Origin of the sequence: Paenibacillus sp. 453mf, from assembly GCF_900116105.1 — a bacterium.
Classification (GTDB): Bacteria; Bacillota; Bacilli; order Paenibacillales; family Paenibacillaceae; genus Paenibacillus; species Paenibacillus provencensis.
The window spans coordinates 2,439,923-2,462,252 of record NZ_FPAC01000001.1 but is presented as its reverse complement, the minus strand read 5'-3'; the positions used below and the strand labels follow the sequence as shown (position 1 = coordinate 2,462,252).

At 44.2% G+C, this 22,330-nt stretch carries 25 protein-coding genes; 21 read left to right on the top strand and 4 right to left on the bottom strand.

The features are described 5' to 3' along the window. The 3 genes from BM415_RS11615 (at window position 1) to lipB (ending at window position 3,251) form a co-directional block, all read left to right on the top strand. Entirely contained in the window at window positions 1–987 is a 987-nt protein-coding gene (locus tag BM415_RS11615; RefSeq protein WP_091158159.1) for an alpha-ketoacid dehydrogenase subunit beta, read from the top strand. Between the two features lie 72 nt (window positions 988–1,059). After that, the gene (locus BM415_RS11610; protein ID WP_091158158.1) at window positions 1,060–2,448 is read left to right on the top strand and encodes a dihydrolipoamide acetyltransferase family protein; all 1,389 of its coding nucleotides are present in this window, start codon (window positions 1,060–1,062) and stop codon (window positions 2,446–2,448) included. A gap of 104 nt (window positions 2,449–2,552) precedes the next feature. After that, the gene (gene lipB, locus BM415_RS11605; RefSeq protein WP_091158156.1) at window positions 2,553–3,251 is read left to right on the top strand and encodes a lipoyl(octanoyl) transferase LipB; all 699 of its coding nucleotides are present in this window, start codon (window positions 2,553–2,555) and stop codon (window positions 3,249–3,251) included. A 104-nt stretch (window positions 3,252–3,355) separates the two neighbouring features. Here lipB and prli42 read toward each other — a convergent pair whose 3' ends face one another. Next, a complete protein-coding gene (gene prli42 / locus BM415_RS11600) occupies window positions 3,356–3,457 on the bottom strand; it encodes a stressosome-associated protein Prli42 (protein WP_091158154.1) in 102 nt (33 codons plus the stop codon). Window positions 3,458–3,554: 97 nt separating this feature from the next. On the opposite strand from prli42, the gene BM415_RS11595 reads away from it, so the two are divergent. Beyond that, window positions 3,555–4,682: a M20/M25/M40 family metallo-hydrolase gene (locus BM415_RS11595; RefSeq protein WP_091158153.1), complete on the top strand. Its 1,128-nt coding sequence runs from the start codon at window positions 3,555–3,557 to the stop codon at window positions 4,680–4,682. Window positions 4,683–4,766: 84 nt separating this feature from the next. Here BM415_RS11595 and mciZ read toward each other — a convergent pair whose 3' ends face one another. Beyond that, window positions 4,767–4,937, bottom strand: a complete 171-nt coding sequence (mciZ, locus tag BM415_RS11590) for a Z-ring formation inhibitor MciZ (RefSeq protein ID WP_091158151.1) — start codon at window positions 4,935–4,937, stop codon at window positions 4,767–4,769. Window positions 4,938–5,033: 96 nt separating this feature from the next. On the opposite strand from mciZ, the gene BM415_RS11585 reads away from it, so the two are divergent. The 10 genes from BM415_RS11585 to BM415_RS11535 all read left to right on the top strand — a co-directional run bounded on the left by BM415_RS11585 (window position 5,034) and on the right by BM415_RS11535 (window position 14,370). Further along, entirely contained in the window at window positions 5,034–5,615 is a 582-nt protein-coding gene (locus BM415_RS11585; RefSeq protein WP_170862434.1) for an NUDIX domain-containing protein, read from the top strand. A gap of 3 nt (window positions 5,616–5,618) precedes the next feature. Then, window positions 5,619–6,824: an endonuclease Q family protein gene (locus tag BM415_RS11580; RefSeq protein WP_091158148.1), complete on the top strand. Its 1,206-nt coding sequence runs from the start codon at window positions 5,619–5,621 to the stop codon at window positions 6,822–6,824. 78 nt (window positions 6,825–6,902) lie between these two features. Next, on the top strand, window positions 6,903–7,520 hold the full coding sequence (gene spoIIM / locus BM415_RS11575) for a stage II sporulation protein M (protein ID WP_091158146.1): 618 nt from the start codon (window positions 6,903–6,905) through the stop codon (window positions 7,518–7,520). 126 nt (window positions 7,521–7,646) lie between these two features. Next, a complete protein-coding gene (locus BM415_RS11570; RefSeq protein ID WP_047911079.1) occupies window positions 7,647–8,108 on the top strand; it encodes a ferric iron uptake transcriptional regulator in 462 nt (153 codons plus the stop codon). 284 nt (window positions 8,109–8,392) lie between these two features. Then, the gene (locus BM415_RS11565) at window positions 8,393–8,635 is read left to right on the top strand and encodes a DUF4227 family protein (protein WP_091158144.1); all 243 of its coding nucleotides are present in this window, start codon (window positions 8,393–8,395) and stop codon (window positions 8,633–8,635) included. A 55-nt stretch (window positions 8,636–8,690) separates the two neighbouring features. Beyond that, entirely contained in the window at window positions 8,691–9,584 is an 894-nt protein-coding gene (xerD, locus tag BM415_RS11560) for a site-specific tyrosine recombinase XerD (RefSeq protein WP_091158142.1), read from the top strand. Between the two features lie 57 nt (window positions 9,585–9,641). Then, a complete protein-coding gene (gene deoB, locus BM415_RS11555; RefSeq protein ID WP_091158141.1) occupies window positions 9,642–10,835 on the top strand; it encodes a phosphopentomutase in 1,194 nt (397 codons plus the stop codon). Between the two features lie 64 nt (window positions 10,836–10,899). Then, complete coding sequence (locus BM415_RS11550) at window positions 10,900–11,727, top strand: purine-nucleoside phosphorylase (protein WP_091158139.1); 828 nt, start codon at window positions 10,900–10,902, stop codon at window positions 11,725–11,727. A 25-nt stretch (window positions 11,728–11,752) separates the two neighbouring features. Further along, window positions 11,753–12,610 carry a purine-nucleoside phosphorylase gene (locus tag BM415_RS11545; protein WP_244533218.1) on the top strand — a complete coding sequence of 286 codons (858 nt, stop codon included), beginning with the start codon at window positions 11,753–11,755 and terminating at the stop codon, window positions 12,608–12,610. A 461-nt stretch (window positions 12,611–13,071) separates the two neighbouring features. After that, window positions 13,072–14,370, top strand: coding sequence for a pyrimidine-nucleoside phosphorylase (locus BM415_RS11535; protein WP_091158136.1), 1,299 nt, complete (start codon window positions 13,072–13,074; stop codon window positions 14,368–14,370). A 153-nt stretch (window positions 14,371–14,523) separates the two neighbouring features. Here the strand turns inward: BM415_RS11535 and BM415_RS25075 are convergent, their stop codons facing one another. Both BM415_RS25075 and BM415_RS11525 read right to left on the bottom strand, forming a co-directional pair. Further along, the gene (locus BM415_RS25075) at window positions 14,524–14,673 is read right to left on the bottom strand and encodes a hypothetical protein (RefSeq protein WP_170862433.1); all 150 of its coding nucleotides are present in this window, start codon (window positions 14,671–14,673) and stop codon (window positions 14,524–14,526) included. A gap of 496 nt (window positions 14,674–15,169) precedes the next feature. Beyond that, window positions 15,170–16,045, bottom strand: coding sequence for a hypothetical protein (locus BM415_RS11525; RefSeq protein ID WP_091158132.1), 876 nt, complete (start codon window positions 16,043–16,045; stop codon window positions 15,170–15,172). Window positions 16,046–16,583: 538 nt separating this feature from the next. On the opposite strand from BM415_RS11525, the gene BM415_RS11520 reads away from it, so the two are divergent. The 7 genes from BM415_RS11520 (at window position 16,584) to BM415_RS11490 (ending at window position 22,296) form a co-directional block, all read left to right on the top strand. Next, on the top strand, window positions 16,584–17,771 hold the full coding sequence (locus BM415_RS11520) for a D-alanyl-D-alanine carboxypeptidase family protein (protein ID WP_091158130.1): 1,188 nt from the start codon (window positions 16,584–16,586) through the stop codon (window positions 17,769–17,771). 113 nt (window positions 17,772–17,884) lie between these two features. Beyond that, window positions 17,885–18,238 carry an anti-sigma F factor antagonist gene (gene spoIIAA / locus BM415_RS11515; protein ID WP_047911086.1) on the top strand — a complete coding sequence of 118 codons (354 nt, stop codon included), beginning with the start codon at window positions 17,885–17,887 and terminating at the stop codon, window positions 18,236–18,238. After that, window positions 18,235–18,690 (top strand): anti-sigma F factor, encoded by a 456-nt coding sequence (gene spoIIAB, locus BM415_RS11510; RefSeq protein ID WP_091158128.1) that lies wholly within the window; start codon window positions 18,235–18,237, stop codon window positions 18,688–18,690. The genes spoIIAA and spoIIAB overlap by 4 nt, the downstream gene beginning before the upstream one ends. Window positions 18,691–18,701: 11 nt before the next feature. Continuing rightward, window positions 18,702–19,457: an RNA polymerase sporulation sigma factor SigF gene (sigF, locus tag BM415_RS11505; protein WP_091158126.1), complete on the top strand. Its 756-nt coding sequence runs from the start codon at window positions 18,702–18,704 to the stop codon at window positions 19,455–19,457. 166 nt (window positions 19,458–19,623) lie between these two features. Beyond that, window positions 19,624–20,268, top strand: coding sequence for a stage V sporulation protein AA (locus BM415_RS11500; protein WP_091158124.1), 645 nt, complete (start codon window positions 19,624–19,626; stop codon window positions 20,266–20,268). Window positions 20,269–20,270: 2 nt separating this feature from the next. Next, complete coding sequence (locus tag BM415_RS11495) at window positions 20,271–20,693, top strand: stage V sporulation protein AB (protein WP_091159203.1); 423 nt, start codon at window positions 20,271–20,273, stop codon at window positions 20,691–20,693. A 43-nt stretch (window positions 20,694–20,736) separates the two neighbouring features. Beyond that, window positions 20,737–22,296, top strand: a complete 1,560-nt coding sequence (locus tag BM415_RS11490; RefSeq protein ID WP_244533217.1) for a spore germination protein — start codon at window positions 20,737–20,739, stop codon at window positions 22,294–22,296. Window positions 22,297–22,330: the final 34 nt, after the last annotated feature.

Here is a 22,330-nt window from a genome sequence, read left to right as displayed (position 1 = left end):
ATGGCGGTTATGGAGTATATTGATGCAATTAGACTGGCTATGAAAGAGGAAATGGAGCGGGATGAATCCGTATTTGTGCTCGGAGAAGATGTAGGCGTTAAAGGCGGCGTGTTCACCACGACCAAAGGTCTACAAGATCAGTTCGGCGAAATGCGGGTAATGGATACCCCGTTATCCGAATCAGCGATTGCAGGTGTTGCGATAGGTGCGGCCATGTACGGAATGAAGCCGATCGCCGAGATGCAGTATTCAGATTTCATGCTTCCGGCAACGAATCAAATCATCAGTGAAGCTGCCAAGATCAGATATCGCTCGAATAATGATTGGAGCTGTCCGGTTGTTATTCGTGCCCCGATTGGTGGAGGCATATTTGGAGGACTGTATCATTCTCAATGTCCAGAATCCATTTTCTTTGGAACCCCTGGACTCAAGATTGTAGCTCCTTTTACGGCATATGATGCCAAAGGCTTGCTGAAAGCGGCAGTGCGCGATCCCGACCCTGTCCTTTACTTTGAGAATAAAAAAATGTATCGCTTAACAAAAGAAGAGGTGCCTGAGGACGATTACATCGTACCGATCGGTGTCGCCAATCTGCTGCGTGAAGGGGAAGATATTACCGTGATCGGATACTCCCAGCCTCTGCATTTTGTTATGCAGGCAGCAGAGGAGCTGGAGAAGGAGCAAGGGATTACAGCCCATGTTCTGGATCTTCGTACATTACAGCCACTCGATAAGGAAGCGATTACTGCAGCCGCCAAGCATACAGGAAAAGTGCTCATTATTCATGAGGATAACAAAACCGGCGGGGTAGGCGCTGAAGTTTCTGCTATAATTAATGAGGAGTGCTTATTTGATCTGGATGCACCAATATCGCGTCTATGTGGTCCGGATGTCCCGGCCATGCCGATCAGCCCTCCGATGGAAAAATTTTATATGCTTAGTAAAGACAAAGTGAAGGACGCAATGCTTAAACTGGCGATGTATTAAAATAAATGGCCTACTCTCGGTTTCGATGAGCAGGCCATTTAAGGTAAAGTGACTTGATTGGAGTGAAACAATATGGCAGGACAAAAAAAATGGATTGAGATCGTGATGCCTCAGCTGGCTGAATCATTAGTGTCAGCTACCATCGCAAAATGGCTGAAAAAGCCAGGCGATCCTGTTGAGCAATATGAACCGATCTGCGAAGTGATTACAGATAAGGTTAATGCTGAAATTCCTTCAACGGTCGAAGGAATAATGGGCGAGATTGCAGCAGAGGAAGGAAGAACGGTGGCTGTAGGCGAGCTGATCTGTCGTATGGAGGTCCACGCGGCTGCTGGTACAGGGATTGTTGCAGATTCTTCGACAAAAGAAAGCGGCCATACTGCTCCGTCTGATTCCGAACATCAAGAATCAAACGGCTCTATGCGTGGACGCTATTCACCTGCAGTGCAGAGCCTTGCTGCAGAGCATGGTCTGAATTTGGAGGATGTGCCTGGTACAGGGATGAATGGCAGAATTACTCGCAAGGATGTATTGCGTTATATTCAAGAAGGTTCGCATCTGAATCAGAAGGCGGCTATATCTAATCATGCGAACCGTCAATCCATCCAAGCAGAGACTAACGTGAGACAAGAGGATACGCGTCTTGCTTCCGATACCACCGGATATTCAGCAGAATCGGAGATGCCTGTTCGTCATTCTGGAATTCACTTGTCTGAGACACCAAGGATTCCAAAAATCGAGATGGAGGGCTTCCCTCAAGGCAGAGCTGAGCAGTACATTGATGTTACACCTGTACGCAATGCCATCGCTCGGAATATGCGCCAGAGTGTCTCTGAAATTCCGCATGCTTGGACGATGATTGAGGTAGATGTCACTAACCTGGTGACCCTTCGCAACAAGCTGAAGGACGATTTCAAGCGCAGCGAAGGCATTAATCTGACTTACTTGGCCTTTTTGCTCAAAGCAGTCGTTAATGCAATCAAGGATTATCCGATTATGAACTCCGTGTGGGCAGTGGATAAGATTATCGTCAAGAGAGACATCAATATAGCTCTGGCGGTAGGAACAGAAGATTCCGTGATGACACCGGTCATTCAACGGGCAGATACGAAGAATATTGCAGGACTAGCACACGAGATTGACGATTTGGCGAGAAGAACGAGAGAAGGAACATTGAAGCTGGATGATATGCAGGGAGGAACCTTTACGGTAAACAATACAGGATCTTTCGGATCGATCCTATCCTACCCGATTATCAACTATCCGCAGGCGGCTATTCTAACATTTGAGTCCATTGTGAAGCGGCCTGTGGTCATTAATGACATGATTGCGGTACGTTCAATGGCCAATCTCTGTTTATCGCTGGATCATCGGATTCTGGACGGGGTCATATCCGGTCGTTTCCTGCAGCGGGTTAAAGAAAATTTAGAGAGCTACTCCCTCGAAACCAAGCTTTACTAAAATGGAGAGCTACTCGCTCGAAACGAAGCTTTATTAATTTGTTTCAATATAACTTTTTACAGCAATTCTAGAAACGTAATTTTTTCGAAAGGGTGTAAATGCGCATGAGCAGACCGCTTGTTGTGAACTACACAGAGTTGATGGATTACGAAGAGGCTTGGAATTTGCAGAAAAAGCTGGTTAATGCGTTGGGTGAAGAGGAGCAGCAGGAACATCTGCTGCTCCTGCAGCATCCACCGACATATACAATGGGAACACAGCGTCATCCAGAGCATTTACTGTATAGCTCAGAAGAGCTTGCGAACAGGGGCATTGCTTTATTTCAAATCGATCGCGGCGGCGATATTACATATCATGGACCCGGACAACTGGTTGGTTATCCAATTCTTCGACTCGGTAGAGAAGAGAATGTTGACTTGCATGGTTATCTGCGGCTCCTTGAAGAAGTCATCATACAGTATTTAGGCCGATATGGTATTGCTGCAGGCCGTAAGGAGCAGTATACAGGAGTGTGGGTGGACAACCATAAAATATGCGCAATCGGGGTTAAATTTAATCGTAGTAGGCGGACCAGAGGATTTATTACGAGTCATGGCTTTGCATTTAATATTAAATCAGGGATTCAGAATGAGGGATTCTCGGGTATTATTCCTTGCGGAATTGAGGAGTATGGTGTCACTTCGCTCGAGGATTGCACAGGCGAAACCTTCTCAGTAAAGAAAGTTGCGGATGAGCTGGTAACCATCTTTGCAAGCTTGTTCTCATTTAAGCCGACTTGGGTGCAGGTTATGGCTTCAAAATAAATGAGTAACGCATGATAAGATGGGTCCGAGTTTTATTACCGCATAAAAGAGCTCTCTTCCCCTAAGTGCGAGAAGAAAGCTTTCTAATGAGAACACGGTATTGATTATCCATATAATAGAGGCTCAATGACAATCAATAGAGTAGATGCAACCATAGCGATGAGCATGAGATAGACAATGATTTTGAACCATTTTTTCTGTTGCATTCATTAAAGCTCCTTTATATTTCGAATGAGGTATAATAAATTCTATTGTAACGTATCTGCACTCGATGTGGAAGTAATTGAAGAAGGGAAGTTAACCATGATTAAACAAGAACGGATTGTTGAAGAATTTATAGAGCTTGTTCGAGTAGACAGCGTTACTACAAACGAACAAAACATTGCTAAAGTGTTGACAGACAAATTTAATAAGCTGGGACTCGAAGTTACAGAGGATCAATCCAAAGGGCGTACAGGACATGGAGCAGGCAATCTGATTGTGACATGGAAGGCACAAGGCGTGCAGTCAGCACCGAACATATTTTTCACCTGCCATATGGACACTGTAGCGCCTGGTGTAGGCATTCAACCTGTCGTATCCGAAGATGGTTATATTCGCAGCGACGGAACGACCATTCTCGGTGCAGATGATAAGGCAGGAATTTCTGCCTTGTTTGAAGCTATTCGCGTCATTCAAGAAAATGAACTTCCTCATGGACAGATTCAATTCGTCATTACGGTCGGAGAAGAATCGGGTCTTATCGGTGCAAGAGGTATGGAGCGTGATGCAATTGATGCGGAGCTGGGCTTTGCTCTGGACTCAACCGGAGAAGTAGGCGGTATTTGTGTCTCTGCACCGGCTAGGGCTCAAATCAAGATGAAGATCACTGGCAAATCCGCGCATGCGGGTGTTAATCCGGAAGACGGAATAAGTGCCATTCAAGTCGCTGCAAAGTCCGTTGCAGCCATGAAGCTGGGGCGTATCGATCATGAGACAACAGCCAATATTGGCAGCTTCTCGGGCGGCGGCCCGCTGAACGTGGTGTGTGATTATGCGGAAATTGCTGCCGAAGCGAGAAGCATTGTACAGGAGAAAGTGGAGCATCAGGTGGATCACATGAGGGAATCACTGCTTAATACCTGCCGCGAGTATGGTGCAACAGGTGTATTTGAGAGCGAAATTGCTTATCCTGCGTTCAAGCTGACTGAACAAGATGAGGTGGTACAGCTTGCGGCAGCAGCGATTTCAAGCGTTGGTTTGACACCGGAGACTTTCCCATCCGGTGGCGGCAGTGATGCCAATATATTTAACGGATTTGGAATTCCAACCGTCAATCTTGCTTTGGGATATGAAGATATCCATACGACAAACGAACGAATTAAGGTAAGCAGCCTTGTTGATGCAGCGAAGGTCGTTGTATCCATCGTGCAGGAAGCTGCTAAGCGATAAATTGATATCTTGTTCATCTGCAGGTCTGGAAAGGGGCGTTTCCTTCCAGGCCTTTTTGAAAACACAAAAGAAAATCATAAGAAATCATGATTTCTTTATTTTTTGTATAAGCGGAGATACGGCTTGTCCGCCCTTCATCAGCTCCTTGAGATGAGTGTCAGGTCCGTGATCCGAAATCCAGTGTTTCAGCGTCATTTTTATTTCATCCGCTTGTCCAATCATAAACACGCCATTATTTGTCTTATAGCTCTTCATAAGGTGGGCCACTCCTTCGAATTGGGATTCATATTACACCGTATGCCCACGGCCCTTGAACTATACACATGAATTAATTCCAGGGAGGTCTTTATTTTGAACTCAAATCCATATATCAAACATCCGAAATCGAATCCCTCACTTGTAGAAGAAACCGTATCAAGCAAAGAAATTTTTGACGGCAAGATCATTTCACTCCAAGTAGACACCGTAAAGCTGCCCAATGGACAAACCGGTACACGTGAAATTATTAAGCATCCCGGGGCTGTCGCAGTCCTTGCGCTCAAGGGTGACAAGATGCTTGTAGTGGATCAGTACAGACAGGCGCTTGGAAGAACCCAGGTTGAGATTCCAGCAGGCAAGCTTGATCCTGGAGAAGATCCGATGGAAGCTGCAGGAAGAGAGCTGAGAGAAGAGACAGGCTATCATGCTCCGGAGCTGAAGCCTCTACCGGCTTTCTATACATCACCAGGCTTTGCAGATGAGATCATCTATTTGTTTATGGCAGAGCAGCTTGAAGCAGGCAGTATGCAGCCGGATGAGGATGAATTTCTGGAAGTGCTCGAGGTGACTCTCGATGAAGCGTATGAGCTGATCCGGGAAGGCCGCATTAGTGATGCCAAGACCATTGTTGCTGTATATGCATGGCACTTGTATCAATTAACAGGGAAGATATAAATCATGAATCAGAAAGTTACATTGACTGATCCTGCGCTGACTACATACTATGCTGATCTTCATATTCATATCGGGAGGACCCGTTATGGCGATGCTGTAAAGATTAGTGGAAGCCGTGATCTGACCTTTGTGGGCATTGCCAAGGAGGCAGCTGACCGCAAGGGCATCGATCTAATTGGCATTATTGATGCCCATTCTCCAGTCGTTCAGCGGGATATTAGAGAAGCGCTGGATTCGGGTGAAATGACAGAGATCGATGGCGGAGGAATTGGTTATAAGGATACAGTGATTCTGCTGGGAACAGAGCTTGAGGTGAGGGAGCCGGGACGGAAAGAGTTTCATCTCCTAGCTTATTTCAGAACTTTGCAGGAGATGGAATCCTTCACAGACTATATTTCTCGTTATATGAAAAATGTGAATCTCAGCTCGCAGCGTGTGTATGTGCCGGCGATTGAATTACAGAAGGAAATTATATCTCGTGGTGGGATATTTATCCCTGCACATATTTTTACTCCTCATAAAGGGATCTACGGGAGTACGGCGCATCGAATGGAAGAGGTGCTTGATTTAAGCCTGATCTCTGCAGTTGAGCTGGGACTCAGTGCGGATACCGAAATGGCCGGCTACATTAGTGAATTGGACCGTTATCCCTTCTTGACGAATTCGGATGCCCACTCCCTTGCCAAGATTGGAAGAGAGTATAATGAGCTGGCTCTGGCTCAGGCTTCATTCGATGAATTTAAGCTGGCGCTTCAGTCACAAGCGGGACGCAGAATTAAAGCAAACTACGGTCTGAATCCGCGCCTTGGTAAATATCACAGGACCTACTGCGGCCTCTGCAGCAGTATATTAGATGAAGAGCAAATCTCGGGAGAACGATGCCCGTATTGCGGAAGCACCAAATTGATTCACGGGGTATTGGACCGTGTTCTATCGATCTCGGACCGCGAAGTCCCTCTTACATCCGATCATAGACCTCGATATCATTATCAGGTTCCCCTGGAGTTCATTCCTGGCCTTGGCAAGGTGAAGCTCCGATTGCTGCTCGAGGCCTTTGGTTCTGAGATGGCTATATTGCACCGTGTATCCGAGCTGGAATTGGCAAGCGTAGTGGGTAACGAGTTAGCCAGACTTATCGTCATGGCAAGGAATGGTGAGCTCGGTTTATCGGCTGGTGGCGGAGGAACCTATGGAAGAGTCTCTCTATAGATTTCATCTTTAGAGTCATAGAGTAACGGACAAGTTCATAATGTAAGGTATGTAATGAGAAAGGGGACGACCTTAACGATGTTATTTCTCAAGCATACCTTCCGGGATCAAACTCCGCTCTATGTATTTGTCGCTGTTCTGTTTTTAGTCGGGGTCATCTTTGGTGCATTAATGGTGGGTGCACTTACCCTTGATCAGCAGCAAGACCTGGCAGGGTATCTGGACAACTTTTTTGTTACGATGAATCAAGGAAATAGTTCGGGCAGCACATATATGGATATTGCGATGCTTCATTTAAAATGGGTTGGTCTGATCTGGGTGCTTGGTCTGTCCGTTATCGGACTACCGGGTATACTTATTTTGGATTTTCTAAAGGGAGTACTTATCGGGTTTACCGTCGGCTATATGGTGGGACAGTATTCCTGGAAAGGGCTTCTCCTCGCCATGGTATCTGTAGCACCGCATAATCTGCTCGTCATACCCGTTATTCTTATATGCAGTGTGGCAGCAATCACCTTCTCGCTTCATATGATCAAGAGTCGTTTCTTCATGAACAGAAACGGCGGTGTCAAGAGACCACTGACAAGCTATATCGGGCTAACGGTTGCCATGGCCGGATTAATGCTTGCCATCTCATCATTTGAGACTTGGATTACGCCACTGCTTATGCAGTGGGTTGCACCTTTGTTTGTATAATGTGACAAGTTGAACAGCCCTCTCTCTCATCGCTTGATATAGTTGACTTTATTAAAGATGAGACCCTATAATAATACAAGTGAGTTTTCGATCATGATGCAGTGATTTCCTAGGGGGAGGGAGAAGATGGAAGCACGAATCGAGAAAATAAAGCAGCAATTACAATCCCAAGGCTATAAATTAACGCCCCAGCGGGAAGCCACGGTAAGAGTCTTGCTAGAGAATGAAGAAGATCACTTGAGCGCAGAAGACGTGTTTATGCTCGTCAAGGAAAAAGCTCCCGAAATCGGTCTTGCTACCGTATATCGAACCCTTGAGCTGCTAAATGAGCTGCATGTCGTTGAGAAGATTAACTTTGGTGACGGAGTAGCACGCTATGATTTGCGCGGTGATACGAACAAGCATCATCATCACCATTTGATATGCGTTCAATGCGGCAGCATGGATGAGATACGCGAAGATTGGCTCGGACCGCTTGAAGAACGCCTGGAACGTGAGTTTAATTTTACAGTTCTCGACCATAGGCTTGATTTTCAGGGGATTTGCTTCCGCTGTAAAGACAAGAACGACCAGAAGCCTAATCAATAACATAAAGACTAGCAGATCAGACAAGCTCTCACCGGCTTTTGTTCGGGGGAGCTTTTTAGCGTTCTTATTCATAAATATGTGGTAAGCTTCTATTCTGAGATATACATTTAGTTTGCCGTTAGGTAAGATGGAGATAGAGTGATACAAAGCCTGTTTTTCCTTGAAATTTCATGTTCGTCATAAAGCAAGCGGATCGGTCATAGCTTAGACATAGCATAAGTGTATGCTGGGAAGACTATCCGTGTAAACAAAGGACAAGACGTGAATGAAAGGCGGGATAATTCATGATTTTTTCACTCCGCAGAATGTTTCGACTATTTCGGTTTCTTATCGTATTTGCTGCACTTGTATACATGTTCTATAATGTGTTCAATCTATTTTCGGAATGGATTACACCTGTTGACCACTACAAAATTCCAGAGGGAAATGCGCTTAAAGTATTTCATCACGAGGAAGGCGCAGGTCTTATTATGGAGAAGACGAGTATGATTGAACGGCTGCGTTTCTTTTATTGGTATGGTGAATAAAGGCGATTATCTAATGTCATAATGAAAATTTGTAGTAAGGGAGCGTAATGTGCCGATGAGGAATTATGTGCAGCCTTACATGAATTATTTACAGGAAGACAAGGGATCTTCCTTAAGTACACTGGAATCCTACAGACGTGATATAGAGCAATTTATTGGGTATATGGATAATGAACAAATAACACAGGCTCAGGACGTTACCCGCAATCAGATTGTCCTGTACATGGGATATTTAAAGAAGCAGAAGAAGGCAGCTTCAACGATTGCTCGTAATGTGGTATCGATCCGTTCTTTTTTTCATTATTTGATGTATCAGGGTGTTGTACAAAAAGACCCCACGTATCATTTGGACTCACCTAAATTAGAGAAGTCTCCTCCCAAGATACTTTCCATTGCGGAAGTGGACAGCCTTCTATCCCTGCCTGACTCTTCAACACCCTCTGGGGCCAGAGACAAAGCCATGCTCGAGCTGCTGTATGCCACGGGGATTAAAGTCTCTGAATTGGTACAGCTTAATGTGAAGGATTTAAATCCGCAGCTGAAGTATTTGAGAACCGGCAGCAACAGTGCTAAGGAGCGGGTAATCCCTATAACAGGTATCGCTGCCCAAGCGACCGCGGAATATGTGAACAACGCCAGAAGTGCGCTGTTGAAGGCGAATGGAGAAGAAGAGGCGTTGTTCGTTAATACGAATGGGGCAAGGCTGACAAGGCAGGGAATCTGGAAGATGATTAAGAAGTATGCAGCCGGTGCTGGACTTGGCGAAGGAAGGATTACGCCACATACGTTAAGGCATTCTTTTGCTGCTCATCTACTGGAGAATGGGGCTGATCTAAGATCGGTACAGGAAATGATGGGACATGCAGATATCTCGACGACCCAGATGTATAGCCATGTGGTGAAACGAAATATGAAGGACGTATATGATCATTATCATCCCAGAGCGTAATTGATGTCTTGAATTTGAGATTGAATTGATAATAGAGGAAGGGGTATTACGTACATCATGACAAACAATAAACCTAGATTCAAACGCATATGCTTTATCGTACTTGACAGTGTTGGTATTGGGGCCTTGCCGGATGCACCCGAATTTGGCGACGAAGGTGCTCATACATTAGGACACATTCTTGAACGTGTTCCCCATGTGAAGCTGCCGAACATGCAGAAATTGGGGCTTGGTAATATAGCTGAAATTCCTCCGCTTGAGCCAGTGGACGAGCCTCGGGCTTATTATGGCAAGATGAAAGAGGTGTCGGCAGGCAAAGACACGATGACAGGCCATTGGGAGCTTATGGGACTTAAGATTGACACGCCTTTCAATACATATCCTGATGGATTTCCTCAAGATCTGATCACCGAGTTTGAGAAGCAGACAGGCCGCAAGGTCATTTGCAACAAGCCCGCTTCGGGAACAGAAGTGCTTGATGAATACGGTGAAGAGCAGATGAAGACGGGGGCTTGGATAGTGTATACTTCGGCGGACAGTGTATTCCAGATCGCGGCTCACGAAGATATCATTCCTCTCGAGGAACTGTACAAGGCTTGCAAGATTGCCCGCAAGCTGACTCTCGCTCCTGAGCATTCAGTAGGGCGCGTCATTGCACGTCCGTACATCGGAACTCCGGGTGCATTCAAACGGACTTCCAACAGGCATGATTATGCAGTCAAGCCGCCAGAGCCTACGGTCATGAATGCGCTGCACAGCGCAGGGTATGATGTTATTGCGGTTGGCAAGATTAACGACATATTCGATGGTGAAGGTGTGACGGAAGCTTATCCGACAAAAAGCAATGAGCATGGCATTGAAGTCACGATTGAGCAGCTAGGAAGAGACTTCAATGGTCTCTTGTTCACGAATTTGGTCGATTTTGATTCATTATACGGACATCGCAGAGATCCGGAAGGATATGCGGGCGCACTGGAAGTATTCGATCAGGAGCTTCCTAAGATTATGGAACGTATCAGCGAAGAGGATCTATTGATTATCTCGGCTGACCATGGGAATGATCCTATTCATCGCGGAACGGATCATACGCGTGAGTATGTACCGGTTCTTATTTACAGCCCGGCTCTCAAGCAGCAGGGTGACACGATTGGAGTACGGGAGACTTATTCGGATCTGGGTGCTACGATCTCCGATAATTTCGGTGCTTCCGCACCGCTTCACGGGGCAAGCTTCTTGAATGAATTGAAGTAGGGCTGCTTGTAGAATACGCAATATGGATGGATTGAAATTCAAGCAAAAGGGGCTATTTAGCAAAATGGTGAGAATACTAACACAAAGCATGGTACAAGAGGCAGCAGCATTTATTAAAGAAAAAACAAGTGTAAAGCCCGAAATTGGGCTGATCCTTGGTTCTGGACTTGGAATATTAGCCGAGCTGATTGAGGATGCGGCAGCTATTCCGTACGAAGAAATCCCTCATTTTCCGATATCGACGGTCGAGGGTCACGTGGGAGAGCTGCTGATTGGTAACATACAAGGCCGCCCAGTCGTCATGATGAAGGGCAGATTCCACATGTATGAAGGCTACGGCCCGGAAGTGACTGCATTTCCGGTTCGGGTTATGAAGGAGATCGGGGTTCAAAAAATGCTGGTGACTAATGCGGCAGGTGGAGTTAATACCAATTATAATGCTGGGGATCTTATGATTATTTCCGATCATCTGAATCTGACCGGCCGCAACCCGCTGGTTGGACCTAATGAGTCTGCATTTGGAGTGCGCTTCCCTGACATGTCAGAAGCTTACAGTGAAAGACTGCGCAAACTGGCTAAAACGACAGCTGAAGCGCAGGGCTTCAACATTCAGGAGGGGGTGTATGCAGGACTTCTCGGCCCCAACTATGAAACTCCAGCCGAAATCGTGATGCTTCGCAGACTTGGTGCTGATGCGGTTGGCATGTCAACCGTAGCGGAAGTTATCGTAGCCCGTCATACAGGTATTGAAGTGCTCGGAATCTCCTGTATTACGAACATGGCAGCCGGAATTCTGGATCAGCCTCTCTCGCATGATGAGGTTATGGAAACGGCAGAACAAGTAAAAGGGAAATTCCTCGGATTAGTTATGGCGCTGATCCCATACATGTAAATTTGACGAAGAGGGGAAAATGACAATGAATCAAGAGAATACGACGATGTATGCTGGAAATATTGAAGAAGCTGCTGGATACATAACAAGCAAGCTGGGTAAATACTCCCCAAAAATTGGCTTGGTGCTGGGCTCAGGACTTGGAGATTTAGGCGATCAAATCGAAGATGCTGTATATATTCCTTATGATGAAGTACCGCATTTTCCTAAATCTACAGTTGAGGGACATGCAGGCCGCTTTGTCATCGGTCAGCTCGAAGGCAAGGATGTCATTATTATGCAGGGTCGTTTTCATTACTATGAGGGATATGACATGCGCACGGTTGTTATGCCCGTATATGTAATGAAGAGCCTTGGCATTCAGACACTCGTATTAACAAATGCAGCCGGCGGCATGAACCGTGCCTTTAAGGCAGGGGATCTCATGCTCATATCCGATCATATCAATATGACAGGCGCTAACCCGCTCATCGGACCAAATGATCCAAAATTGGGTGTTCGTTTTCCAGATATGTCAGCCGCATATGATCCTGAATATCGCATATTGGCGAAGGAGCTGGCTAAAGATATACATGGTGAGGATGGATCCGTACTTGAGCTCCAGGAAGGTGTCTATTGTGGCATCAGTGGACCTACGTATTCAACCCCTAAAGAATCCACGATGTTTGCCCTGCTTGGCGGGGATGCGATCGGGATGTCTACAGTGGGCGAAGTGATCGCCGCAAGTCATGCCGGGCTGCGTGTTCTCGGTATCTCGTGTATTACCGACATGGCAATTGGCGAGGAACTTGAGCCGCTGACTCATGAGCAAGTCGTAGCTGTAGCAAACCGGACGAAGCCGAAATTCATTGGACTGGTGCGTGCCTTTGTGAGCCGAGTGTAAGTCTTTGTATTGGGCGATGGCTGTCTTTTTTCAGGGCATGACAGCCAAGGAAACCGGAGATTTAACTATGGCTAATCCGGTGATCAGGTAGATTTATCTCCTATTGCAGGTATAAACTTCAAAGAATGGGCTACGAATATCTACGACTCTTATAAGGGCACACTTTAAACCATGGCTAATGCATACAATAAATGATTTAGGATTAGAACAGAAACCTAAAAGGTTATCTTTGATTACAGGGGTTAGCCAGTATTCAATGAAGAGCTATCTTGTTTATAATGTAGCTCCTCAAAAAGAATACTTCTTGAAAATTATAAATGGGTTAAATCAAACACCGGATGTTTTTTTAAAGTATGCGAAGATAACTACAGAACTAGATCTCACTTTTGACATTATAAAATGGTCGAGAACTGGCAGAACAAAAACCTGTACAAGGCTAAAAGCACTGAGGTGAAAGCGTAATGAGAATGATTGATTTAATTCATAAAAAACGGAATAACGAGTCACTGTCAAAAGATGAAATTGGGTTTATTATTTCAAATTATGTGTCTGACAATATTCCTGATTACCAAATGTCTGCACTTTCGATGGCTATCTTTTTCAACGGTATGAACGATGATGAGGTGGCTAACTTAACACATGCTATGGCTTTTTCGGGTGAAACAGTGGATTTGTCTCCGATCAAGGGAATTAAAGTTGATAAACACTCTTCTGGAGGAGTGGGAGATAAGACTAGTCTAATCGTACTTCCTTTGGTGGCTTCTGTGGGCGTTCCTGTGGCTAAAATGTCTGGGAGAGGCTTAGGACATACCGGAGGAACTCTAGACAAATTAGAGGCAATAGAGGGCTTTAAAATTGAACTCACTAATAAAGAGTTTATAGATAACGTAAATAATGTTGGAATGGCTCTTGTTGGTCAAACAGCAAATTTAGTCCCAGCCGACAAAAAACTGTATGGGCTGAGAGACGCAACTTCTACGGTTGATTCTATTCCTTTGATTGCAAGTTCAATAATGAGCAAGAAAATAGCTTCAGGTGCAGATGCAATTGTTCTAGATGTAAAAGTTGGTTCAGGTGCTTTTATGAAGACAATTGAGGAAGCTAGAAAACTTGGTAGCATAATGGTATCCATTGGTAAGAGTTTAAATCGTAACACTGTTGCTGTATTAAGCAATATGGATGAGCCTCTTGGTCATGAAGTTGGGAATGCGAACGAGATTATGGAAGTAGTTCAAGTCTTAAAAGGTCAGGGCGAGAAGAAACTTACCGAATTAAGCCTAACATTGGCTTCACATATGGCTGTTTTAGGTGGAAAGTTCGATTCTTATGATGAGGCATATGCTGAAATGTCAAAACTGATTGAGAATGGACAAGCCATTAACAAGTTCAAAGAATTTATTACTGCACAAGGCGGCAATCCTGAATTTGTTGATAATCTTGACAAACTACCTCAAGCTAAGAACCATTTTGAAATTGTAAGTCCTAAAGATGGTTATGTCGGTTTCATTGATGCTGAAAAAATTGGACTCGCTGCTATGATGGCAGGAGCTGGTCGTAAAACTAAGGCTGATCCGATAGACCATTCAGTTGGAATTACACTGAAAGCAAAAACTGGTGACAAAGTAGCTAAAGGCGATGTCTTAGCAATTCTCCATTGCAACAGCGAGGACAGCGAGAGTAAGACTCTAATTCTGGATGCTTATGAAATCTCAAATGAGCAAATAGAAAGTAAAGACATTGTTTTTGATGTAATCTCATAAAAAACGAAAAAATACCCCTCAATAGGAAAATCACTTCCTAAAGAGGGGTATAGTTGTATTTCTACTCATTTTTCAATTTTAACCTTCAAAAAAACGCGTCATATCAACATTTTTTAAGCCTATTTTCTTTATATAATTACTAATTCATTTGAATTATTCAGAAGGCTGATTTTCGTCTGTATTTGCTTTTTTAGCGGCATTAGTTTTAACAGTCTTATTGATAATACCTGCAGCCAAGAGAAAACCTAGAACACTATTTGCAGCAATCATCAACTCATCATATTGCTCTGCGGTCAATTCCAAGCCAAATACTTTTCCGACCGCTTGAATCATAATCAGAATCGAATTTACTTAGATAAGGTAAAGAGCGAACTGGAGGAGACGTTCAACAACTAAAATCCTCGGACGAAGTTGTAACAATGGAGTATGTGCATTTAAGAGAATTTAAGTGAAAGTGAGATTTTATTAAAAAGGGAGAGCTAATATGGAAATTAAATTAGAAGACACTCTTTACTCGTCCGATAACAGAAGAAGAATTGCTTCGATATTATGAACCATACACCGAAGAGAAAAATTAACACGGATTATTTGGTTGATATGGCAATAAAATGCTAGCTGTTGTCAGATGAAAGGCGTATTGGATAAGAATTATAGGAAATGGGTTGAGTGAAACAAAAAAACCAATCACAATGAAGAATGATTGGTTTCAGATTATGTAATTAAATTATGTCAAAATGCTGCTTAACGACCTTCGTAATCAGCACCATGATCTGATATGTACATCTGAGTTGGGATAATACTAGGATAAGTTATAAAAACTAACAGACCCAGTGTGATCATTAGTGAAAGTGTGGTCTTTTTCATTTAATAGGTCTCCCCTCATAATTATATCATTAAGTATATCATAACATGTCTTAAGTTGGGAGGTTTTCCCGAATTTTCTAAGAATTTCAAATAAAGAAATAGCTTTTTTGAAATATTTGTCGTTACCCAATCTATCTGCAGCAACAAGGACATGTAGAGTGATATCGATTGCAGATTCATGTTCTTCCCTTTTGTGTCTGTAAAGTGCTAACTGATAATGATATGAGAGGTAATATGCGGACTTAATTTTTTCAGTATATTGAGTATAGTCATCTATATGTTTAGATAACTGAGAAATCTCTGAATCTACATTATAGTTAAAATGATTTGCTGATCGGAGAATGTTTATCATACCTGGAAGCACCTGATCGGGATTATTATCTAAGAATTCTACATATTCAGCTATCTTCTCTTGCTTTCCGTCCAGCACATCAATTTGAAGGCTATTGGCAGAAGCAAAAAACTTAAAGTCTTGAATGATGAGTTTTCCAGTTTCACTTGAGTCATCTAGCCAATCTAGATTTGCATATAAAGAAATATACTCTTTGGACTTGGTGTATACACCTAACTTTTGATAAGAAAGACCAGTCATTAGGTAACTGTATCCGAAGTAGTAGATTATATGTTTACCAAATACGTGAGAAGTTGAACCTTTTTCAAGAAGCTCTTTGTGGATTTCTTTTGCTAGTTCCAAGAGCTCATTAGATATTGAAATGACATCATTCCAATTTTCAACAGAATAGCTTACCTTAATATGTTGTACTAATGTGTCTAAGTCCAGAGGTTCATTAATAGGATAAATTTCATTCATTACTCCCTCTCCTTACCAATAATTTCATATAATTTACTTTATTTTACATTACAAAATTCAGTAGGTCAATAGAATGTAAACTAATTTGTTTAAATGTTAAGGAGGTGTTAGATTGAATATATTTTGTCTGATAATTAGATATAAACGCAAAAAGAAGCTGAAGGGCAATATTACTGTCCCTCCAGCTTCTTTTTGATATCGTGAGTCATTCATGACTTAAAAAGCTCTGTCTTCACATTTAACCTTCAATTGCATCTTTCGTGCAAAAAGAGCGAGTGCCAGCGCGATTCCGGCGCTTAGCGTGTGTCCTGCGTCAGCAAGGAGGGTCAGGCTTTGTGTTATGAGCCCTCAAACCACCTAGTGCGAACCTCTTCATTGTACTTACCCCTTATGTCCAGTTCATTATCTTGTAATTGAAGGCACTGCTATTTTTCATTATACAGACTAGGAATAATTTGGAGGATTCTTGACGACAATGATTAGCAGTATAACGATTCAAGCTACAATGTAGCATTCACATGAGGAGGATAATATTGCCATGAAACAAGGAGTAAGGCTGCTGACCGCTATGATGCTATCGGCCGCACTGATCGTTCCAAGCAGCGCATATGCGGAAGAGCCTGTAGGACCGAAAACGGAGAATACGACTCCGGCAGTGGATCTTGCGCAAAATGCAAAATCAGCGGTCATGCTGGATGCGGATACTGGAACCATTATTTATGAGAAGAATGGCCATGAGAAATTGCCTCCTGCCAGTATCACGAAGATTATGACCATGCTGTTAACGATGGAAGCAATTGATTCCGGTAAGCTGAAGTGGACTGACAAGGTTCGAACGAGTGAATATGCCTCTTCCATGGGTGGATCTCAAATTTTCCTGGAATCGGGCGAAGAGATGACCGTGGATGAGATGTTAAAGGGCATTGCCATGGCATCTGGAAATGATGCTTCTGTAGCTATGGCTGAGAAAATTGCCGGCTCTGAAGAAGCGTTTGTGCAGATGATGAATGATCGGGCAAAAGAGCTGGGCATGAATGATACTCATTTTGCCAATTGCAATGGTCTTCCGGTAGAGAATCATTATTCTTCAGCACATGATATTGCTATTATGAGCAGAGAGCTGCTTAAACATAAAGACATTACCAAATATACCGGAGCCTATCAGGACTATCTGCGGAAAGACACTGCCAAGCCGTTCTGGCTCGTGAACACCAACAAGCTTGTACGTTTCTATACCGGTGCCGACGGCCTGAAGACGGGCTATACCTCTGAAGCCAAATTTTGCTTATCCGCCACAGCGATGAAGGATGGTATGCGTGTGGTAGCCGTTGTGCTGGGTGAGCCTAACACGAAGACGAGAAACAGCGAAGTGTCGAATATGTTCGATTACGCCTTTTCACAATATACGATGAAGCCTATATATAAACAAGGGGACGTTATCGGTAAAGTGAACATTGAGAAAGGAAACATCAAAGAGCTGGAATTGGTGGCCGAAGTACCTTACAGTGTGCTTATGAGAAAAGGCAGCGCCGGAGAGACCACGCAGCAGCTGACCGTTCCTACCGAAATCAAGGCCCCGATCAAAAAGGGCCAGGTGCTGGGCAAGCTCGTTGTATCCCAGGATAGCAAGGTGCTGAAGGAATTTGATATTACAGCCGCGGTAGACGTTGAAAAAGCAGGCTTCTGGAAGCTCTTTAAACGGACAACCTCTGATCTTTTCCGCTAAAATAAGCAAGTTTGTTGATTCATGAGACTTTTCTTCTAGTTTTGTCGGAGTGCAGGAAAGCTGTAAATCGGCGTAGAAATGGTTGGTCATGACAGGGAGGAGAGTGAGCAAGCATGAATTTACAGGTCAGTATGGAATATGCACACGGGGTGCTTATTGTACGATTATCGGGGGAGCTCGATCACCACACAGCAGATCTGGTTCGCCTTCAGATGGATGAAGCGATTGCAAGGCAGAACAGCAAGCATCTGATTCTCAGTTTGAAAGACCTTGACTTTATGGACAGTTCAGGACTTGGTGTCATTCTTGGACGCTATAAGTTGATACATCATAAAGGTGGAAAAATGGTCATATCTGGAGCAAATCCTGCTGTATATCGTTTGCTTGAAATGTCAGGCTTGTTCAAAATCATGCCGGTGTTCGAAAACGAGGGAAGCGCCCTCTCGGATCTGGAGGTGGTCTCATGAGTAGCGAGCAGCTATCGAATTTTATGAATTTGCAGTTTGCTGCCAAGTCGGAGAATGAATCGTTCGCGAGAGTGGCGGTGGCATCCTTTATTTCTCAGCTGGACCCGACGATGGACGAGCTGAGTGATTTGAAAACGGTCGTATCTGAGGCCGTGACGAACAGCATCATCCATGGTTATAACAATGACTCTGCGGGAATTGTAACCATTAAGGCTGAAATTGTTGGAGACATGATCACACTTGTCATTGAAGACCAGGGTCAGGGAATTGAGGATTTGGAGCTGGCGAAGCAGCCTCTGTACACCTCTAAGCCTGAGCTGGAGCGCTCTGGTATGGGATTCACAATAATGGAAAATTTTATGGATGAATGTGAAGTGGTGAGCGAGCCTGGGCGAGGTACTTCGATCATGATGAAGAAACGGATAGAATCCAAGAAAGCACTGTATAATTAGGGGTTGGACCTATGGAAGCAGAAGCGAAACAAACTTCACATACGTATCTGGAAGATGCGGAAGTCAAGCGTCTTATCGCTCTTTCCCAAAGCGGAGACCAGGTGGCGCGTGACACGCTTGTCAATTGTAACATACGTCTTGTATGGTCTGTCGTTCAGCGGTTCATGAACCGGGGATACGAGCCGGAGGATCTGTTTCAGATCGGCTGCATCGGGCTCCTCAAATCCGTAGATAAATTTGATCTCAGCTACGATGTCAAATTTTCGACTTATGCGGTTCCCATGATTATCGGCGAGATTCAGCGTTTCCTTCGTGATGATGGAACGCTGAAGGTCAGCCGTTCCCTGAAAGAGACCGCCAACAAGGTTCGCAAGAAGAAAGATGAGCTCTCTAAATATTTAGACAGGCTGCCCACCATCAAGGAGGTTGCAGACGAGCTGGGAATTACCCCTGAGGAGGTTGTATTCGCTCAGGAAGCAAATAAGCCTCCCACTTCCATTCACGAGACGGTATTTGAGAATGACGGGGACCCGATTACGCTTATGGATCAAATTGCAGATGAATCACAAGAGCGTTGGTTTGACAAGATGGCACTTAATGAGGCCATTGGAAATCTGTCTGAGCGGGAGCGACTGATCGTCTATCTGAGGTATTACAAGGATCAGACGCAATCTGAAGTAGCGGCAAGGCTGGGCATTTCGCAAGTTCAAGTGTCCAGATTGGAGAAGAAAATACTGCAGATTATCCGTGAACAAATTGCTCAGTAAATACAAAATGCATATAACAATGAATAAACATGATATAAGAGTCTTTTTCTCGTCAGAGAAAAGGCTCTTTTTTTGATTTATCTTGATATCCATCTCAGAGGGAATAGAAAAGAGGAGGAGTCTCCATACTATGAATAATTTCACAGTATAAAGGGGTGAGGTTAGGATGACCGTACCATCCACTCCTATCATTTATGTAAGGCTGCATAGCCGGATCAAAATAAAGCTTGGTATAACACTTACGATCAGACATGTGGCACATGTGCTCTCAGATCCGCCTGGATTAGAAGACAAGGTGCTGGAAGCGGAGCTGCTGCAGACTGAGAAAAAGGACGGGAGCCTGCTGCTAGTTGATGTTCTTCAGATCATTGGGCGAATAAAGGAGATTGTGCCAGGAGCAACGATTGAAACACTAGGCAGCAGCCATACGCTTGTTGAGCTGATCCCTCATGATCGGCCGCCGTCCAAATCGCTGTTTGTGCTTGTTTGGCTGCTGCTTTTTTTTGGCTCAGCGCTGACCATTATGAATTTTCACGCTGATGTAAACATGAAAGAAGTGCATATTCGAATTGTTGAAATGCTGACGGGATATCGGGATGAGAATCCTTACTTGTTCCAGACAGCATACTCCATTGGTATCGGTTTTGGCATGGCTGTTTTTTTTAATCATTTGTTCAAGAAGAAATGGAATGATGAGCCTACTCCGCTGGAGGTCGAGATGTACCTGTATCAGCAAAATGTTGATCAATATGCAGTTAATGAAGAGTACGAGCGAATCAAAAAAGAGCATGCTCCTTCAGGTCAAAAATAATGATGACGGTTCTGGACGGCTGCATACTGATTGTACTGGGTATTGCATCAGGAATCGCTGTAGGGAGTGGAGTCATTGCTCTCTTCATCGTGCTGGACATGATCCCGCGCTTAGCACAGCTTACACGCTCGTATGACAAGGCTTACGCCTATGAAGGTGCAATGATTGCCGGTTCATTCATTGGTACAGTCGCTGACTTATGGAATCTGAAAGTATATGGTCTCCCGATTATCTCGATATTCGTAGGTCTGCTATGCGGTATATTTATCGGTTTGCTGGCGGCAGCCTTAACTGAGGTATTGAACGTCCTGCCCATACTTGCCAAGAGACTGGGAATGAAATCTTATTTATTTGGATTACTAATGGCTATGGTATTCGGTAAGGTAGCCGGTTCATTATTTGATTGGTTTGTGTACACCAGATAACAGCTGAATGCATACAACAGAAGTAGGAGGCATCAAGAATAAAATGTCAGATGAATCGCAACAAATGACTGAAGAAGAGAAGCAGCTCCAAGAAAAAAAGGAAAGAGAAATGTCAGATTCCATTGAGGAATCGATTCAATATTGGCAGAATGAGGACGTCATTGATCCGGATTTTGACGTACTGCGGAACACGCTCAAGTATGTGATGGGCTTTGGAGAAAGCTTTGATGTCAATTTCCGTGAGATGACCTTTGGTGGGCGTCATACCGGGCTTTTGTTCATAACTGGACTTTCCAAAGATACGATTCTGACTGAAATTTTAAAAAGGCTGTCCTATGTGCCCGAGGATGAGATGTCTTCTGATGCTCTGGAAAAGTACTTTGAGTTCTACATTCCCCATATCCAAGTATCCAAGGTAACGAAACTTAGCGAAGCCTTCATCCAGGCAATGAGCGGCATGAGCGTCTTCTTTGTGGAAGGCGAAACAACAGCGCTGATCATTGACACCCGTAGTTATCCTTCGCGCGGTCCTGAAGAACCTTCATTAGAGAGAGTCGTCAGGGGAGCCAGAGACGGGTTTACAGAAACGATGCTGACCAATGTGTCTCTTGTCCGCAGACGGCTGCATGACCCCGGATTTAAACTGGAGCTGTTTCGAGTCGGGGAAAGAACCAAAACAGATGTGTGCCTTGCTTATATTGACGATATCGTGGACAAGGTTCAGGTTGAGACGATCCGCAAAAAAATTGAGAGCATTGATATTGATGGTATTCCGCTTGCCGATAAGCAGCTTGAGGAAATCATCATTAATCGAGGTTGGCATCCGTATCCACTTGTTCGTTATTCAGAGCGTCCAGATTCGGTTGCTTCCCATTTGCTTGAGGGCAGAGTAGTACTGTTCGTGGATACTTCCCCTAGTGTTATGATTATGCCTACGACCTTCTTTGATCTGTGTCAGCATGCCGAAGAGAATAGACAGACACCGTTCATGGGTTCTTATTTGCGGATAGTAAGACTCATAGGGATATTAGCCTCGTTGTTCTTGCTTCCTTTATGGATGCTGTTTGTGATTGATCCTGGATTGAAACCGGAGGGACTGGACATTATTGGTCCTCAGGAAAATGTAAAGCTTCCGATCATACTGCAATTTCTCATCGTAGAATTGGGGATAGATTTAATGCGAATGGCCGCCGTCCATACACCAACACCGCTTGCCTCGGCAATGGGTCTTATTGCGGCTATATTAGTCGGGGATGTAGCGGTAAAGGCAGGCTTGTTCGTTAATGAGGTTCTGCTGTATATGGCGGTAGCAGCGATTGGGATGTTCGCAACCCCAAGCTATGAGCTTGGGCTGGCAAATCGTATGGTCAGACTGATTCTACTCGTACTCGTGGCTATCTTTAAAGTGCCTGGGCTGGTGGTTGGGACCACTGCGATCATTATTGGACTAGCACTGCATCGATCTTACAATTCGTCCTATCTGTGGCCATTTATACCCTTTAATGCAAAGGGGCTGGTTGCCACATTCGTTCGTTCCCCAGTGCTAACAAATAAGAAGAGACCTTCGTTTAACAAGCCTAGGGATAATACAAAGATGCCCTAAAGCCAACAGCTATAAGGCTTGTGTCCATGAATAT